We start from the raw sequence: 15,151 nt of genomic DNA, 5'->3' as shown, positions 1-15,151 counted from the left end.
AGGGATTCATCTTCACTCGCCGACGGATTCGTTTTCCGCCTGCGGATTACGGCTGATCAACATCGCATCACCGTAGCTGAAAAAGCGGTACTGCTCGGCCACCGCCTGCTGATAGGCATTCATGGTGTTCTTATAGCCAGCAAAGGCAGAAACCAGCATGATCAGCGTCGATTCCGGCAGGTGGAAATTGGTCACCAGCGCATCAATCACCTGATAATGGTAGCCGGGATAGATAAAGATTTGGGTATCACCAAAAAACGGGGCAATCAACGCACCTTGGCAGGCCTTGGCGGCGCTTTCCAACGAACGCACCGAGGTAGTACCCACTGCCACCACGCGTTTGCCACGCGCTTTACAGGCCAACACGGCATCTACCACTTCCTGCGGCACTTCGGCGTATTCCGCATGCATCACGTGTTCTTCGATGGTTTCCACCCGCACCGGCTGGAAGGTGCCAGCGCCGACGTGCAGCGTGACAAACGCCATTTCAACGCCCTTGGCACGCAGCGCCGCCAGCAGCGGCTCGTCGAAGTGCAACCCGGCGGTAGGTGCCGCAACGGCACCCGGTTTTTCGCTGTAGACGGTCTGATACAGTTCGCGATCGGCATCTTCATCCGGGCGATCGATATACGGCGGCAATGGCATATGGCCAACCGCGTTGAGGATAGTGAAAACGTCACGATCGTCATTGAAACGCAGTTCAAACAGCGTGTCATGGCGAGCAACCATAGTAGCGGCAATGCTTTCATCGTCGCCCAGCAGCAGTTCAGCACCGGGTTTCGGCGCTTTGGATGCCCGCACGTGCGCCAGCACGCGGTGATCGTCCAGCACCCGCTCCACCAGCACTTCAATCTTGCCACCGCTGACCTTGCGGCCAAACAGGCGCGCCGGGATCACCCGGGTGTTGTTGAACACCAGCAGATCGCCAGCTTCCAGGTTATCCAGCAGATCGGTGAATACGCCGTGCGTCAAGGTTCCGGTCGGCCCGTCCAGTTGCAGCAAACGACAAGCGCTACGCTCCGGCTGTGGATAGTGGGCAATCAAAGACTCGGGGAGTTCAAAAGAAAAATCGGCGACGCGCATGGGTATTCACTTCTTCAATATATAGCTAAATTGGGGAAAAACAGGCGGTACAGTCTAAAGCCGCAAGCGGCCAGCAGCAAGAAATAAGGAGGCATTGCATAACTTGCGTTATAGTTGCCAAATGAATTTTCTTGCTCATCTCCATCTGGCCCAGCTTGCCGAAAGCTCGTTACTGGGCAACCTACTGGCCGATTTCGTGCGTGGCAACCCTGCCGGGGACTACGATCCCGAGGTGGTTGCTGGCATTATGATGCACCGCCGCGTCGACGTGCTGACCGATACCTTGCCTGAAGTCCGGGCTTGCCGAGACTATTTCAGCGCCGAATTCCGCCGCGTTGCGCCGATTACGCTCGATGTGGTGTGGGATCACTTTCTGGCGCGCCACTGGCAGCAGCTTGAACCCACCCACAGCCTGCATAGCTTCACTCAGGAAGCACGTGGCCAGATTATGCCGCATCTGCCGCTGACGCCTGCACGCTTCCAGAATCTGAACCATTACCTCTGGCCGGAACGCTGGCTGGAGCGCTATGCCGAACTGCCGTTTATCGCGATGGTGTTACAAGGCATGGCTAGCCGCCGCCCGCGCCTGGGTGCTCTGGCGGGTTCTTTTGCCGACGTGGAGCGCCATTATCATCAGCTTGAAACACACTTCTGGCAGTTTTACCCGCAGATTATGCAACAGGCGAAAAACAAGGCGCTGTAATCCGCTGCCTAAATGCTATACAGCACGCAGGATCACAAGAAATTGTCTTTTAACGCTTGCCCTTTTATGCGAAAAGGTTATTTTTAAAACTTGCTAAATTTAATCTCTCGGTTTGATAGGTAAAAGCTATCTCATCGATTGGTCATTTACCCTTTATTCACCGAGTCACGGCCCCTATACTGGCTCTTGCTTTTACATCAACCCCCTAACAACTATTACAGGAGTAATTATGGTCCTGGTAACTCGTCAAGCCCCTGACTTCACCGCTGCTGCCGTACTGGGCAACGGCGAAATCGTTGAAAACTTCAACCTGAAGAAGCACCTGAACGGCAAACCAGCCGTAGTCTTCTTCTGGCCGATGGACTTCACCTTCGTATGTCCTTCTGAGCTGATCGCTTTCGATCACCGTTATGAAGAATTCCAGAAGCGCGGCGTTGAAGTTGTAGGCGTTTCCTTCGACTCAGAATTCGTCCACAACGCATGGCGTAAAACCCCTGTCGACAAAGGCGGCATCGGTGAAGTGAAATACGCCATGGTTGCTGACGTTAAGCGCGAAATTCAGAAAGCTTACGGCATCGAACATCCAGACGCGGGTGTGGCATTGCGTGGTTCTTTCCTGATCGACAAAAACGGCATCGTACGTTCGCAGATCGTTAACGACCTGCCAATCGGCCGTAATATCGACGAAATGATCCGTACCGTCGACGCACTGCAATTCCACGAAGAGCACGGCGAAGTATGCCCAGCTCAGTGGGAAAAAGGTAAAGCAGGTATGGGTGCCTCTCCAGACGGCGTAGCTAAATACCTGTCTGAGAACGCTTCCAAGCTGTAATTTCAGCTTGCGTGCGTGCGAACCGGTCAGCCCTGCTGGCCGGTTTTTTTATGCCTGCTTTTAGTGCACCTGCCCTCATTTGTGCAATATTCCCCTGTTTCGCTTCACATTTTAGACTCTGCCTTCCGCTCCGTCCCTGCTCCGTAACTATTATCAATACGTTGGCCTGCTCTTTGCTTTACAGACAGGTACATCAATCACTATAAAAAACCTGACAGGATAAACAGGAGTCGTTATGTTTTTGCAAAAATGGAGTCAACCACTGACCTTGGCGGCCTTGCTGGTCAGCTGCAACCTGTACGCCGCTTCCAATCCGGCGGTAGAAGCCAAGAATGGCATGGTCGTGACATCGCAACATCTGGCCTCACAGGTCGGCGTGGATATTCTCAAGATGGGTGGCAATGCGGTGGATGCCGCAGTGGCTGTGGGTTACGCCCAGGCGGTGGTTAACCCTTGCTGCGGCAATATCGGTGGCGGCGGCTTTATGACCGTACACTTGGCCGATGGCACCGATACCTTTATCAACTTCCGCGAAACCGCCCCAGCCGCCGCCAGTGCCGATATGTATTTGAATGCCGACGGCAAGGTAAAAAAAGACGCCAGCCTATACGGCTATCTGGCTTCTGGTGTGCCAGGCACGGTGCTGGGGATGGAAACCGCACGCGAGAAATACGGCAAATTGAGCCGTGAGCAAGTGCTCGCACCGGCAATCAAGCTGGCGCGCGAAGGCTTTATCCTGACGCGGGCCGACACCGATATTCTCGACACCACCATCGCCCACTTCAAGCAGGATCCAGAGGCAGAGAAAATCTTCCTGCGTAAAGATGGCTCACCGCTGCAACCGGGCGATCTGTTAGTGCAAACCGATCTGGCCAATACGCTGGAGGCGATCGCTAAACAAGGCCCGTCAGCCTTCTATCTGGGCAAAATCCCGCAGGCGGTGGAAGCCGCAGCCAAACAAGGCGGTGGGATCCTGACGGCGGCCGATTTTGCCAGCTATAAAGTCACCGAAAGCGCCCCGATCACTTGCAGCTACCGCGGCTATAAATTCGTTTCCGCACCACCGCCCAGCTCCGGCGGCGTGACGCTGTGCGAAACGCTAAATATTGTCGAAGGTTACGATCTGAAGAGCATGGGCTTTAACTCGGCGGCGGCGATCCACACCATGACCGAAGCCATGCGCCATGCCTATATGGACCGTAATACCTACCTCGGCGATCCGGCGTTTATCAATAATCCGCTCGATCGGCTGGTGAGCAAGAGCTACGCCGAGCAGATCCGCAAGCAGATTGTGGCCAATAAAGCGACGCCTTCTGAAAATGTGCAGCCCGGTATGGAACCGCACGAAAAACCGGAAACCACCCACTATTCCATCGTCGATAACCAAGGGAATGCGGTGTCTACCACCTACACCGTCAATGGCCGTTTCGGTGCGGTGGTGATCGCCCCGGGCACCGGTTTCTTCCTCAATGATGAAATGGATGATTTTACCGTCAAACTGGGCGAGAAAAACCTTTACGGTTTGGTACAGGGCACGGCAAACGCCATCGCCCCCGGTAAGCGCCCACTATCTTCGATGAGCCCGACGCTGGTGACCAAAGACAACAAAATCTTTATGGTGCTCGGTTCACCGGGCGGTTCACGCATCATCACCATCACGCTGCAAACCGCGTTGAACGTCATCGACCACGGCATGGCACCGCAGGAAGCGGTCGATGCCCCGCGTATTCACCATCAGTGGCTGCCAGATGAGGTGTATTACGAACAGCGCGGCGTGTCCGCCGATACGCTGAAAATTCTGCACGAGATGGGGTACAAGATGGTTGAGCAGAACCCTTGGGGCGCCGCCGAGCTGATTCTGGTGGGCTTACCGGGTGCCGCCGGTGTTGCCCCGGCCAACTCCGGTAATGATTCCGCCGTTTCCGGCAAAGTGCGCGAAGGTTACCTGTATGGCGCCAACGACGTGCGCCGCCCGGCCGGTTCAGCCGTGGGATACTGATTTCCAGTGACCGCCAGGCGGCAAAGTTCGCCTGGCATCCTGTAGGTTGCTTCCCTACAATGGAGTTCTGTTGATGCATAAAGCAAGGATTGACGGTGTCGAAAGCAAACTCAAATGCGACTATTGTAGATATTGCCCGCCGAGCTAACGTGACTAATATCACTGTTTCCCGCGCTTTTAATAAACCTGAATTATTAAAGCCGGAGACGCTTGAAAAAATCCATGCTATCGCCAAAGAGCTTAATTACGTTCCCAATGCTTTTGCTCAGGGATTAAAAAAAAGCAGCAGTCAGATTATTGGTATTGTCACCAGCAGTTTATATAACCCGTTTTATTCCAACTTAATTCAAACCGTATCGCGTATTGCCCGCCAGCAGGGCTATCAGATTATGCTGTTTGATACCGACGGCAGTGAAGTGGCAGAAATGCAGGCGATCCAGGCGCTGTTTGGTTATAAAGCACGCGGCATTCTGTTATCTGCCGTACGCGATGATAAACACTATCAACCCGCCTACCTGAACCAGGCCGAGCGCTATCACACCCCATTGATCCTGATTGACCGCGATATCTATAACCAGAAGCTGAGCGGTGTGTTTCTCAATAACCGGGAAATCGGTAACCTGGCTGGGAAATACCTCGCCGAGCAGCCAGACAGTAAAATTCTTATTCTCGGCGGCCCCGCTGATTCAGAAATTACCCTGACGCGAATCCAGGGAATTATCGATGCGTTGGCAAACAGAAATAGTGAAATCACCATCATTAATGGTGACTATGATTTTATTTCACAGGTGGCACAGGTAAAAGAGTATCTTGCTGATGCGCAAAACCAGCCGCACTATATTGTCGGCCTGAATGGCATTATTACGCTCGGTGCCATTTCACTCTGCCACCAGCTTAATATTTATGATCGGATAAAATTCTTTTCGATTGATGAGCCACCCAAAGCCTGTGATTACGGTTTACAGATCGCCGGGGTTTATCATGACACGCAAATGTTGGGGGAAATAGCCGCAGAACTGCTGTTCAATGCCATTAAAGAGACCCCTAACGATCAACCTCTCAGGCGTGAGTTTTTTACTGGGAAATTACTGGTTAAATAAAAGTCAGGTTGCCGTGGTGACGGCAACCTGCGAGTTCCTACTGCCCGTAGTAGGCATTTTTACCGTGTTTGCGCAGAAAGTGTTTATCCAATAAAACCGGCTGCATGGGTGAGATCGCCGGTGCCAACTGCCGCGTAGCCATCGCCATGGCGGCGACTTCCTCCATGACAACCGCATTGTGTACCGCATCGGCCGCCGTTTTCCCCCAGGCGAACGGGCCATGCGAATAGACCAGCACCCCCGGCACCTGTTGTGGATCGCGATCGGTAAGCTGGAAAGTCTCAACGATCACATTGCCGGTTTCCCGCTCGTAGTCACTGGCAATTTCTGCCTCACTCATTGGCCGCGTGCAGGGAATATCGCCATAAAAATAGTCGGCATGGGTGGTACCCAACGCCGGGATCGGCTGCCCGGCCTGCGCCCAGATGGTGGCGTTACGGCTATGGGTATGCACAATACCGCCGATATGCGGGAATGCGCGATACAGCGCCAGATGGGTATCGGTATCGGAAGAGGGTTTGCGCTGCCCTTCCTGCACCACGCCGTTCAAATCCACCACGACCAGATCGGCCAGCGTCATCGCTTCATAGGCGATCCCCGAAGGTTTGATCACCACCAACCCCCGTTGGCGATCGATCGCCGACACATTCCCCCAGGTAAAAGTCACCAACCCGTAGCCAGGCAGGCTAAGGTTCGCCGCCAGCACCTGCTGTTTCAGTTCACTTAACATGTCATGCCCCCTATTTGCCGCTGTTGCTCAATCCAGCGTTTGGCCTGAGCGATGTGTTGCTTATCTTCACCATCGTTACGCGCCCACATTTCCAGCAGGAACGGCCCCTGATAGTTCAGCCGGTTTAACACGGCAAAGGTATGGGCAAAGTCGACGCAGCCGCTGCCAAAAGGCACATCGCGAAACTGCCCCGTCGCGCCGGGTGCCACCGCTAAAGTGTCTTTCAAATGGATGGCGGTGATCTTATCGATGCCCTGTTCCAGCTCAAAAGCCACATCGTTGCCCCAGGCGCTCAGGTTGCCGATGTCGGGATAAACGGTGAACCACGGGCTGGCAATCTGCCGCGAGAATTCACGCCATTTGCTGATGCTGTTGATAAAGGGGGTATCCATGATCTCCACCGAGAGCATTACCTGCGCTTTGGCCGCCAGCGCGACCGCCCACTGCATACCTTCGATAAAACGCTGACGCGAATGGCGATCTGAACTTTCGTAATAGACGTCATAGCCCGCCAGTTGAATATTCCGGATGCCGAGGTCCACCGCAAACTCCAGCGCCTTTTCCATCAACACCCGCGCCTGCTGACGAGTGGCCGCCTCGGCGCTGCCAAACGGGTAACGCCGGTGTGCGGACAAACACATGCTGGGCAACGCGATACCGCTGTTAAAGCGGGCGTTAATCAGCGCTAAACGCTGTTGACGATCCCAGTCCAAACGCTGCTGGCGTTCGGGCTGCTCATCAATGGAGATTTCCATAAACTGAAAGCCCAGCTCACTGGCGATATCCAGCCGTTGCGCCCAATCAAGCTGTGCCGGTAAGGCTTTCTCATACAGCCCCAGGCACAGGGTGTTAGTGGTTTGCATTATTGACCTCACTTAATGCCTGGGCGATCGCCAGATAGCCCGCAAAGCGATCGCGTAAACGCCGGTTGGCGGCCGCATCGGGGAAATAGGTGTGTAATTCAGGCTGAACCACCTGCACCGCTTCGCTAAAGCTGGCGTATTCGCCCGCGCCCACGGCGGCACAGAGCGCGGCGGCGCGGCAGCCGCTTTGCTGAATATCCACCACCTCCAGCGGCAAATTGCCCGCGTTGGCAAACATCTGCATCCAGATAGCCGACTGCGTCGGGCCGCCGGTCATACGGATCCGTTCCACCCGGGGGTTCAGCGCCACCATGCGATCCTGATGGATCAGATGCGAGAACACGATGCCCTGATAAATCGCATGAACAATATCGGCCATATCATGGTGGCCCCCCAGGCCGATCAGCCCGCCGGGCAGATTGCTGCCGAGGTTGGAGCCATACAGGTAGGGTAAAAACACGATATCGCTGGGTCGCTGGCTGCGTTCAGCCACCCAACGGTTGAATTGCGCATAACGCTGCTGGTCATTGTCACAAAACTGGCGCAAGAACCAGGCCAGATTGCCCGCAGAGGTTGGGCTACCTTCATGCACAAAATAGCGGTCCGCCATGCAGTAACGCCCCCAGGCGAAAGGATGCGCAGAGGGGATCACGCTTTCGGTCACGCAGGTGGCTATCGACCAGGTGCCCGCTACCGTGCTCAGAATGCGGTCATCAACAACCCCGGAACAGAGCGCAGCGCCCACCACATCAAATAAACCGCCATACACCGCCGTTCCGGCAGATAATCCACACTGCGCAGCGGCGCTGGCGGTGACCTGCCCGGCCAGTTCGGCCGATCCCAACAGCGGCGCGGTTTTATCGGCCACCTCCTCAATGCCAAAGGCCGCCATCAGCAGCGGATCGTAGTCCGCAAGCTGCTGATTAAACAGGTTGCTGCCGGAGATATTGGTCACCTCCGCCGCCACCTCGCCGGTCAAGCGAAAGCGCAGATAGTCATGCGCCATCAGCACCGCATCAATCGCTTCATACTGCGCAGGCTCATGCTGCTTCAACCAGCGCAGTAGCACCGCCGGATGGCTGCTCCAGATGGGTTGCAAACTGCGGGGATAAGCGATCTCTTCAACCCCTTGCTGCTGCAAATCGGCGACCATCGCAGCGGCGCGAGTATCCGATGAAACGATGCCGTTGCGTACCGGCTTGCCCTGCGCATCAATCGCATACAGCCCTTTACCATGCGACGAAAAACTGACGCCGCGCACCTGCTCACCGCTTACCGCTGCCTTGTGCAGCACCTGGCGGACAGTGGAGCAAAAATCCCGCCATAACGCTTCCATCTCGCGCTCGCTGAAGCCCGGCTGCAAGGACAAGGCTTCACCATCACATTGCGCGACGGCAACTTCCTCACCGTTAGCGCAATACAACCCCGCCTTGATCACGGTGCCACCAATATCAACGCCCAGAAAATATCTCATCGCTGTGCCCCTGCCGTTACTTACGGCGGCTAGAACTGAGGTAAATGGCCGCGAGGATAATGCCGCCCTTAACCACGTTCTGAATGTAGGGTGATACGCTCATCAGGTTGAGGCCGTTGTTCAGCACGCCAAGCATCATCGCGCCGACCAGGGTGCCGATAATCGCGCCCCGGCCACCGGAGATTGCCGCCCCGCCCAGCACCACGGCAGCGATGGCGTCCAGCTCAAAGCCGTCACCGGCGTTCGGTTGCCCGCTCATCAGGCGCGAGGTCAATACCAACCCGGCCAGCGCCGCAGTAACCCCGCTGACCACGTACACCAACACCTTATAGCGAGATACGCGAATGCCGCTCAGGCGGGCAGCCTCTTCGTTGCCGCCAATGGCGTAGACATAGCGGCCGAACGGCAGATGGTTGAGCATCAGCCATGCCAGAACATACACACCGGCCATGATCAGGATCGGCACCTGAATGCCCAGGAACGCACCGCGCCCGAAGAAGGAGAACATCTCTGGCAGGCCGGAAATCGGATAGCCGCCGGTGTACAGCAGCGCCAAACCACGGGCAATGCCCATCGACGCCAGCGTCACGATGATCGGCGGCATGCGCAGATAAGCAATGCACGCGCCGTTAGCGAGGCCGAACAGAGCGCCAATCAGCAGCGCAGCGACCATCGCCAGCGGAATCGGGACGCCACCGAGCATCAATCCGGCGGCGATCGAGCCAGACAGCGCCATCACCGGCCCGACCGAGAGATCGATCCCCCCGGTGAGGATCGCGCAGGTCATCCCCACCGCGATAATGGCGTTAATTGATACCTGCCGCGCTACGTTGGTCAGGTTATTGACCGTAAGAAAGCTGTCATTAAACAGGCTCATCAATAAGAACAGGATGACAAAGCCGATAAATGGCAGCACGGCAGGGTGGTGCAGCCATTTATCCCAGCGCTTGCCGAGGCTCTGCTTTGGGGCATAGCCGGTAGTTGGAGACTGTTCGATTCCGATCATAATGCACTCCCGGTCGCGTGAAGCATGATGTTGTGAGACTCGATTTCATCACCGGCTAATTCGGCAACGATGTGGCCAGCGCGGAATACCAGAACGCGATCGCAAACGCCGATAATTTCCGGTAACTCTGATGAAATCATGATGATAGAAATGCCTTCCTGCGTGAGCTGTTGCATCATCTGATAGATTTCAGACTTCGCGCCAACGTCAATCCCCCGCGTGGGCTCATCAAAGATAAGAATGTTGCAGTCATTGTTCAGCCAGCGGGCAATGACCACTTTCTGTTGATTACCGCCACTCAGGGTGTTAACCGCCGTATCCGGATCCGGCGTTTTCACCCCAACTTCACGGATCAAACGTTGCACATTGGCGTTGTCTTTGCGGCCATTAACAAAAATCGTGCCGAACCGCTCGTGGCGATTCAGCGTGATGTTCTGAGCCACGGAAAACGGCAATACCAACCCTTCGGTTTTGCGGCTTTCCGGCAGCAGACCGATACCTTGCTTCAGCGCCTCTGCCGGGTTGCACAGCGTTACGCTTTGCCCACAAAGACTGACCCGTTTGCGATAGCAAGCACTTGCACCAATCAATGCGGATACCGTTTCTGTGCGGCCTGAGCCTACTAACCCGGCAAAGCCCAGAATTTCCCCTTTGAACAGGTGGAAATTATCTTCCTGCTGCTGTTTGCTGCGCTGGATGCTGGCTTCCAACAGGCGTACCGAGGTGTCTACCGCGTGCAGCTTCGGCGGAAAAGCGTTCTCGATTTTGCGGCCAACCATCAGCTTCACCAGTTCATCCACGTTGGCCGCAGCCGTAGGCAACGTCTGCACATAGGTGCCATCGCGCAGCACGGTAATCTGGTCGCAGACGGTGAAGATTTCGTCCAGATGATGCGAAATAAACACCATGCCGACGCCAAGCAATTTCAGATCGTTCATTACGCTGAACAGGTGCTCGGCTTCGCCGGGGGTTAACGTAGCGGTGGGTTCGTCCAACACCAAAACGCGCGCATCCAGCGACAGCGCTTTGGCAATCTCGACAAACTGCTGCTGAGCAACGCTGAGTTGTTCAACCGGGCAATCGAGATCGATATTCACCGCCAGGCGTTTGAATATCGACTCGGCCTTTCTGCACATGGCTTTTCGGTCTAATAATCCCCAGTGGTTCTTGATTTCCCGATTGAGGAATATATTGTCGATGGCGTTCATGTAAGGAATTAATGAGAACTCCTGAAATATTATTCCCACACCGGCATCAATAGCCTGACGGTAATTATCGAAGCGCTGCTGGTTACCTTCGATAATTATTTCGCCGGAGTCCGGTTGATGAATGCCGCACATGATTTTAACCAGCGTTGATTTACCGGCACCATTCTCCCCCAGCAAGGCATGTATCTGGCCGGGTTGAATAGTGAGATCAATACCGTCCAATGCTTTCACACCCGGAAAGGATTTTTTAATCTGCTTTAACTCTAATAATGCCGTCACGATAAACTCCTCCGAGTATACCCGTCATACTTCAAGCTGCATGTGCGTTGGCTTTCCTCGCTCACCCCAGTCACATAGTGGACTATGTTCCTGGGGATTCGCTGCGTTGCCGCCTTCCTGCAACTCGAATTATTTAGGGTATCTATCGCTCTACCGCCGGGCAGAACGATACCACGCGTTTACCAGCTAAAACCGGCCGCGTTGCTGCTGTCGATCAGCTTCACTTTCACCGGAATGGTCTTCGGTACGTTGGCACCCCAGTGGCGCGCCAGCGCAATCCCCAAGGCAATACGCATCTGATCGCGCGGGAACTGGGCGGAGGTGGCGATAAACGGTGAGTTCGGCTTCAGGATCTCTTTAATCGCTTCTGGGTGGCCATCAACGCTCACCAGCTTGACCTTGGCACCGTTGCTTTCAATTGCCGCTAAGGCTCCCAAGGCACCGACGTCGTTAACGCTGAAAATACCGGCCAGATCGGGCGTGGATTGCAGCATATTTTCGGTCACCGTCAGCGCGGTATCACGCTCTTGCTTGCCGTTTTGCTTGGTGACGATCTTCATCTCCGGGTGCTTTTTAATCGCATCCTCAAAGCCGCGCACGCGTTCAAGAATCGGCACTACCGGAATGCCATCCAGGATCGCCACTTTGCCTTTGTTACCCAGTGATTTCGCCAGATATTCACCGGCCTGGAAACCGGCATCATAGTTTTCTGAACCGACGAAGGAATCCAGCGGGCCTTCGGCCTGGGCGTCGATCGCCACCACGACCGCCCCGGCTTTATGGGCAGCAATCACCGCCGACTGCACGCCAACCGAATCCGTCGGGTTAATCAGCAAAATATCCACTTTCTTTTGCAGCATATCTTCAACGTCATTAATCTGCTTTGACACATCATGGCGGGCATCGGCGATATACACCTTGGCACCAATATCATTCGCCGCCTGTTCTAATGCCTGCTTCATTGAGACAAAATATTCGTTATTCATCTCCTGAAAAGAAACACCAATCGTAATTTGCTTGGCTATTGCGGATTGGCTGGCAATCAGCATGCCGCCTGCCAGAATAACCGGTAGCGTTTTTTTGATAAAAGAAAACATATTTTATTCTCCTGTAGGGTAGTCATTATTATCAGAACAACAATATGAATTTACCTATTTAACAGCAATAACATCCCATACTTGATAAAAAGCATTAAAAACTGTCGTTTAAAAAATCTGGTATTAAGGAACCAAAATAACCTTAATAGAATCCGTTGAGTCAGCGATTGCAAAAGCCTGATCCCAATCGTTTAATGAATAACTGTGGGTGACCACGCCTCTGGATGTCACCCTTAGCTATCCCCTCATATGAGTGAGGCATGGTACGGCTTCTGAGGTATGATCTCCGTTATTGACCCGCTAATAACGAGCAGACAATCTCCATGCTTAACCACGAAATAATCCTTAACCACATTGATGACATATTCGGGCAGGACATGCATGCCAAGCGTGTATTGTCGCTCGCCAATGCAACCCACGGGGTGATTGAGTCGGGCTCATTGGCCATCCATGCAATTGGCAATGGGCTCTCTTTGGCAAGCGGCCTTGAGCGAAAGCACGCCGTCAAGCAGGTTGATAGACTGCTCACCAACACTAAACTAAACGTCTGGAGCCTGTTTGATGACTGGGTTCCCTATGTGGTGGCTGAACGTACTGACATCGTCGTCTCCATGGATTGGACTGAGTTTGATACTGATGACCACAGCACCCTGGTTATCAGCTTGCAAACCAACCATGGACGCAACACGCCGCTCCTGTGGAAAACCCACCAGAAATCCTTGCTCAAAGGGCAACGCAACGCTCATGAAAAGGCGCTGTTAACCAAGCTCAGGAAGACCTTGCCGCAAGGGGTTTTTGTCACCGTCGTGGCGGACCGTGGCTTCGGTTATATGGCGTTGTTTGAACGTCTTGAACAAGAGTTGGGTTTTGCCTATATCATTCGTTTTAAAAGCAATATTCTCGTTGGCTACCCAGGTATGGCTCAGGTGCCGGCGACTGAATGGCTTACCCCGACCGGGCGAACTCGCACGCTCAAAGAGGTGGAGCTTACCGGGCAACGACAGCGGGTCGAGCGGGTCTATTGCTGTCACAAGAGCGGTATGAAAGAGCCGTGGTTTCTGGCGAGTAATCGCGTCGATTTGAGCGCTGCCAAGGCCTTGAGTCTGTATGGTCAGCGCTGGGGTATCGAGAGCAGTTTTCGGGACATCAAGGACTACAGATTTGGCATGGGAATGGGTCAGGTTCGTGTCAAAAATCCGGCACGACGCGACCGATTATTTCTGTTCAGTGCGCTGGCGATAGTCCTGTTGACGCTGCTGGGCAAGGCGGGTGACAGCGTGGGTCTGGAACGAACGATCAAGGTCAATACCAGCAAAAGCCGAACGTATTCATTTTTCCGACAGGGTGTCATCTACTATCAGTTGCTGCCTAAAATGAAAGAAGCCTACGCGACGTTGTTGATGGAGAAGTTTACTTATTACCTGAGGCAGCATCGGTTATATACCCGCACACTTGGAATTATTTGAGTCTCTAAAAATGAGGGGATCATTAAGGATGTCACCAGACCACGCTCAAACAGATCGATGGCGATTTCATAGCTGTAAGGTGCCAAATGCGCACCGCGGATATCCAACTCTTTGCGATCGCCAATAATTGACCAGTCGACGGTGGTTTCTTTGCCAAATACGCTGAACTCAACAAAGCGCCCCAGCTTACGGATCATCTGCAGGCCCTGGGTAACGCCAATCGGTGCTCCGGTCGCTTCGATATACACATCACAACCATAGCCGCCGGTTAAGGCCTTGACGATTTTATCGGCATCTTCTTTCAGCGGGTTGATCACCACGTCTGCGCCAAATTCTTTGGCAAGCTCCAGGCGTTCATCAATGGCATCGATCACGATCAGCTTTTTCGGCGTTTTCAGCCGGGCAACCTGCACCATGCATAAGCCCAGCGGCCCGGCCCCGGCCAGCACCACTACGTCATCCAGTTGGATATCGCCGCGCGCAACGGTGTGGATGGCACAGGCCATCGGCTCGATCAGCACCGCATCTTCGTGACTGAGGCTTTCTGGGATCTTATGCACGATGGCGTTTTCCGAAAAACGCATGTATTCCGCCATGCCGCCTTCGGCGACATCTTTCTGGAAGCCGTAGATATTATGCGTTTCACACATCCAATAGCTGCCGGACTTGCAGTAACGGCACTCCCAGCACGGTACGATCTGCTCGGCGATCACCCGCTCGCCAATCTGGTACTTTTTCTCAGTACCTGCGCCCATGGCGACGATGCGGCCATAAAACTCGTGGCCCGGCACCACCGGCGGTTTTACCCAGGGCGTTTCACCCCAGAACATCTGAGCGCCATTTCTACATTTGCAATCCCCGGCGCAGATCCCACAACCTTCAACTTTGATCACCAACTCCTTCGCTTTTGGCAGCGGCGTCGGCACCTGTTCAAAACGGTAGTCCTGTGGGCCATGGCAAACCACCGCTCGCATCTTCTCTGGTAACTGGTTCATTTCACTCTCCATTAGTAACTTTATCAGGCTAAAAATCAAAATGTTGACGTTGTCATTTTTGATTTAAAAAATACAGAAATAACTATTAATCGATATATTTCATTGAATTAGACACATCACACCCGCTTAAACCATAAATGACAACGTAAACATTGAACATCATATAACCAAAGCTCGTAAAACAAATGTTTGAACAAAGTCACAGTTCATTAACATCTAGTCTAAAACTACTACAGACTCCGATCGTGATCACACTATCTAGGGGCGGACGTTAAGGAAAAAGGAGAGGGGATGAACTGAGCGTTGCGATCAATAG

13 protein-coding genes and 1 pseudogene are annotated in these 15,151 nt (G+C 53.9%); 5 read left to right on the top strand and 9 right to left on the bottom strand.

The window, feature by feature from the left end; genetic code table 11:
• Positions 1–12: 12 nt before the first annotated feature.
• A complete protein-coding gene (queA, locus tag ACX9GT_RS05880; RefSeq protein WP_473190243.1) occupies positions 13–1,083 on the bottom strand; it encodes a tRNA preQ1(34) S-adenosylmethionine ribosyltransferase-isomerase QueA in 1,071 nt (356 codons plus the stop codon).
• Between the two features lie 121 nt (positions 1,084–1,204).
• Between queA and ACX9GT_RS05875 the strand changes: the two genes are divergently transcribed.
• From ACX9GT_RS05875 to ACX9GT_RS05860, 4 genes are all read left to right on the top strand, one after another.
• Complete coding sequence (locus tag ACX9GT_RS05875) at positions 1,205–1,786, top strand: ACP phosphodiesterase (RefSeq protein WP_473190242.1); 582 nt, start codon at positions 1,205–1,207, stop codon at positions 1,784–1,786.
• Between the two features lie 229 nt (positions 1,787–2,015).
• Positions 2,016–2,618: a peroxiredoxin C gene (locus ACX9GT_RS05870; RefSeq protein ID WP_459399662.1), complete on the top strand. Its 603-nt coding sequence runs from the start codon at positions 2,016–2,018 to the stop codon at positions 2,616–2,618.
• A gap of 235 nt (positions 2,619–2,853) precedes the next feature.
• Positions 2,854–4,617 carry a gamma-glutamyltransferase gene (ggt, locus tag ACX9GT_RS05865; RefSeq protein ID WP_473190241.1) on the top strand — a complete coding sequence of 588 codons (1,764 nt, stop codon included), beginning with the start codon at positions 2,854–2,856 and terminating at the stop codon, positions 4,615–4,617.
• A gap of 95 nt (positions 4,618–4,712) precedes the next feature.
• The gene (locus ACX9GT_RS05860) at positions 4,713–5,717 is read left to right on the top strand and encodes a LacI family DNA-binding transcriptional regulator (RefSeq protein WP_473190240.1); all 1,005 of its coding nucleotides are present in this window, start codon (positions 4,713–4,715) and stop codon (positions 5,715–5,717) included.
• Between the two features lie 37 nt (positions 5,718–5,754).
• Here the strand turns inward: ACX9GT_RS05860 and araD are convergent, their stop codons facing one another.
• The 7 genes and pseudogenes from araD to ACX9GT_RS05825 form a co-directional block, all read right to left on the bottom strand.
• Entirely contained in the window at positions 5,755–6,447 is a 693-nt protein-coding gene (gene araD, locus ACX9GT_RS05855) for an L-ribulose-5-phosphate 4-epimerase (RefSeq protein WP_473190239.1), read from the bottom strand.
• On the bottom strand, positions 6,441–7,310 hold the full coding sequence (locus ACX9GT_RS05850) for an L-ribulose-5-phosphate 3-epimerase (protein ID WP_473190238.1): 870 nt from the start codon (positions 7,308–7,310) through the stop codon (positions 6,441–6,443). The genes araD and ACX9GT_RS05850 overlap by 7 nt, the downstream gene beginning before the upstream one ends.
• Positions 7,297–8,784, bottom strand: a complete 1,488-nt coding sequence (locus ACX9GT_RS05845; protein ID WP_473190237.1) for an FGGY-family carbohydrate kinase — start codon at positions 8,782–8,784, stop codon at positions 7,297–7,299. The genes ACX9GT_RS05850 and ACX9GT_RS05845 overlap by 14 nt, the downstream gene beginning before the upstream one ends.
• Positions 8,785–8,800: 16 nt before the next feature.
• Complete coding sequence (locus tag ACX9GT_RS05840) at positions 8,801–9,790, bottom strand: ABC transporter permease (protein ID WP_473190236.1); 990 nt, start codon at positions 9,788–9,790, stop codon at positions 8,801–8,803.
• Entirely contained in the window at positions 9,787–11,277 is a 1,491-nt protein-coding gene (locus ACX9GT_RS05835; protein WP_473190235.1) for a sugar ABC transporter ATP-binding protein, read from the bottom strand. Before ACX9GT_RS05835 ends, ACX9GT_RS05840 begins: the two co-directional genes overlap by 4 nt.
• Positions 11,278–11,456: 179 nt before the next feature.
• A complete protein-coding gene (locus ACX9GT_RS05830; protein ID WP_473190234.1) occupies positions 11,457–12,374 on the bottom strand; it encodes an ABC transporter substrate-binding protein in 918 nt (305 codons plus the stop codon).
• A 123-nt stretch (positions 12,375–12,497) separates the two neighbouring features.
• Positions 12,498–12,605: pseudogene (locus tag ACX9GT_RS05825) on the bottom strand (zinc-binding dehydrogenase); the annotation flags it as partial.
• Positions 12,606–12,697: 92 nt separating this feature from the next.
• Here ACX9GT_RS05825 and ACX9GT_RS05820 point away from each other — a divergent pair.
• Positions 12,698–13,840, top strand: coding sequence for an IS4 family transposase (locus ACX9GT_RS05820; RefSeq protein WP_473187570.1), 1,143 nt, complete (start codon positions 12,698–12,700; stop codon positions 13,838–13,840).
• Here the strand turns inward: ACX9GT_RS05820 and ACX9GT_RS05815 are convergent.
• A complete protein-coding gene (locus ACX9GT_RS05815; RefSeq protein ID WP_473190233.1) occupies positions 13,792–14,835 on the bottom strand; it encodes a zinc-binding dehydrogenase in 1,044 nt (347 codons plus the stop codon). The two genes, ACX9GT_RS05820 and ACX9GT_RS05815, sit on opposite strands and share 49 nt — an antisense overlap.
• Between the last annotated feature and the right edge of the window lie 316 nt (positions 14,836–15,151).

The sequence above is a fragment of the Serratia sp. YWN4 genome, from assembly GCF_055790845.1.
The sequence above is the reverse complement of the archived record's forward strand: the minus strand, read 5'-3'. Positions and strand labels throughout refer to the sequence as shown.

Bases quoted from the DNA above. Each gene is read 5' to 3' on its own strand.
- queA (WP_473190243.1), bottom strand. From the start codon at position 1,083: ATGCGCGTCGCCGATTTTTCTTTTGAACTCCCCGAGTCTTTGATTGCC.
- ACX9GT_RS05875 (WP_473190242.1), top strand. From the start codon at position 1,205: ATGAATTTTCTTGCTCATCTCCATCTGGCCCAGCTTGCCGAAAGCTCG.
- ACX9GT_RS05870 (WP_459399662.1), top strand. From the start codon at position 2,016: ATGGTCCTGGTAACTCGTCAAGCCCCTGACTTCACCGCTGCTGCCGTA.
- ggt (WP_473190241.1), top strand. From the start codon at position 2,854: ATGTTTTTGCAAAAATGGAGTCAACCACTGACCTTGGCGGCCTTGCTG.
- araD (WP_473190239.1), bottom strand. From the start codon at position 6,447: ATGTTAAGTGAACTGAAACAGCAGGTGCTGGCGGCGAACCTTAGCCTG.
- ACX9GT_RS05850 (WP_473190238.1), bottom strand. From the start codon at position 7,310: ATGCAAACCACTAACACCCTGTGCCTGGGGCTGTATGAGAAAGCCTTA.
- ACX9GT_RS05845 (WP_473190237.1), bottom strand. From the start codon at position 8,784: ATGAGATATTTTCTGGGCGTTGATATTGGTGGCACCGTGATCAAGGCG.
- ACX9GT_RS05840 (WP_473190236.1), bottom strand. From the start codon at position 9,790: ATGATCGGAATCGAACAGTCTCCAACTACCGGCTATGCCCCAAAGCAG.
- ACX9GT_RS05830 (WP_473190234.1), bottom strand. From the start codon at position 12,374: ATGTTTTCTTTTATCAAAAAAACGCTACCGGTTATTCTGGCAGGCGGC.
- ACX9GT_RS05820 (WP_473187570.1), top strand. From the start codon at position 12,698: ATGCTTAACCACGAAATAATCCTTAACCACATTGATGACATATTCGGG.
- ACX9GT_RS05815 (WP_473190233.1), bottom strand. From the start codon at position 14,835: ATGAACCAGTTACCAGAGAAGATGCGAGCGGTGGTTTGCCATGGCCCA.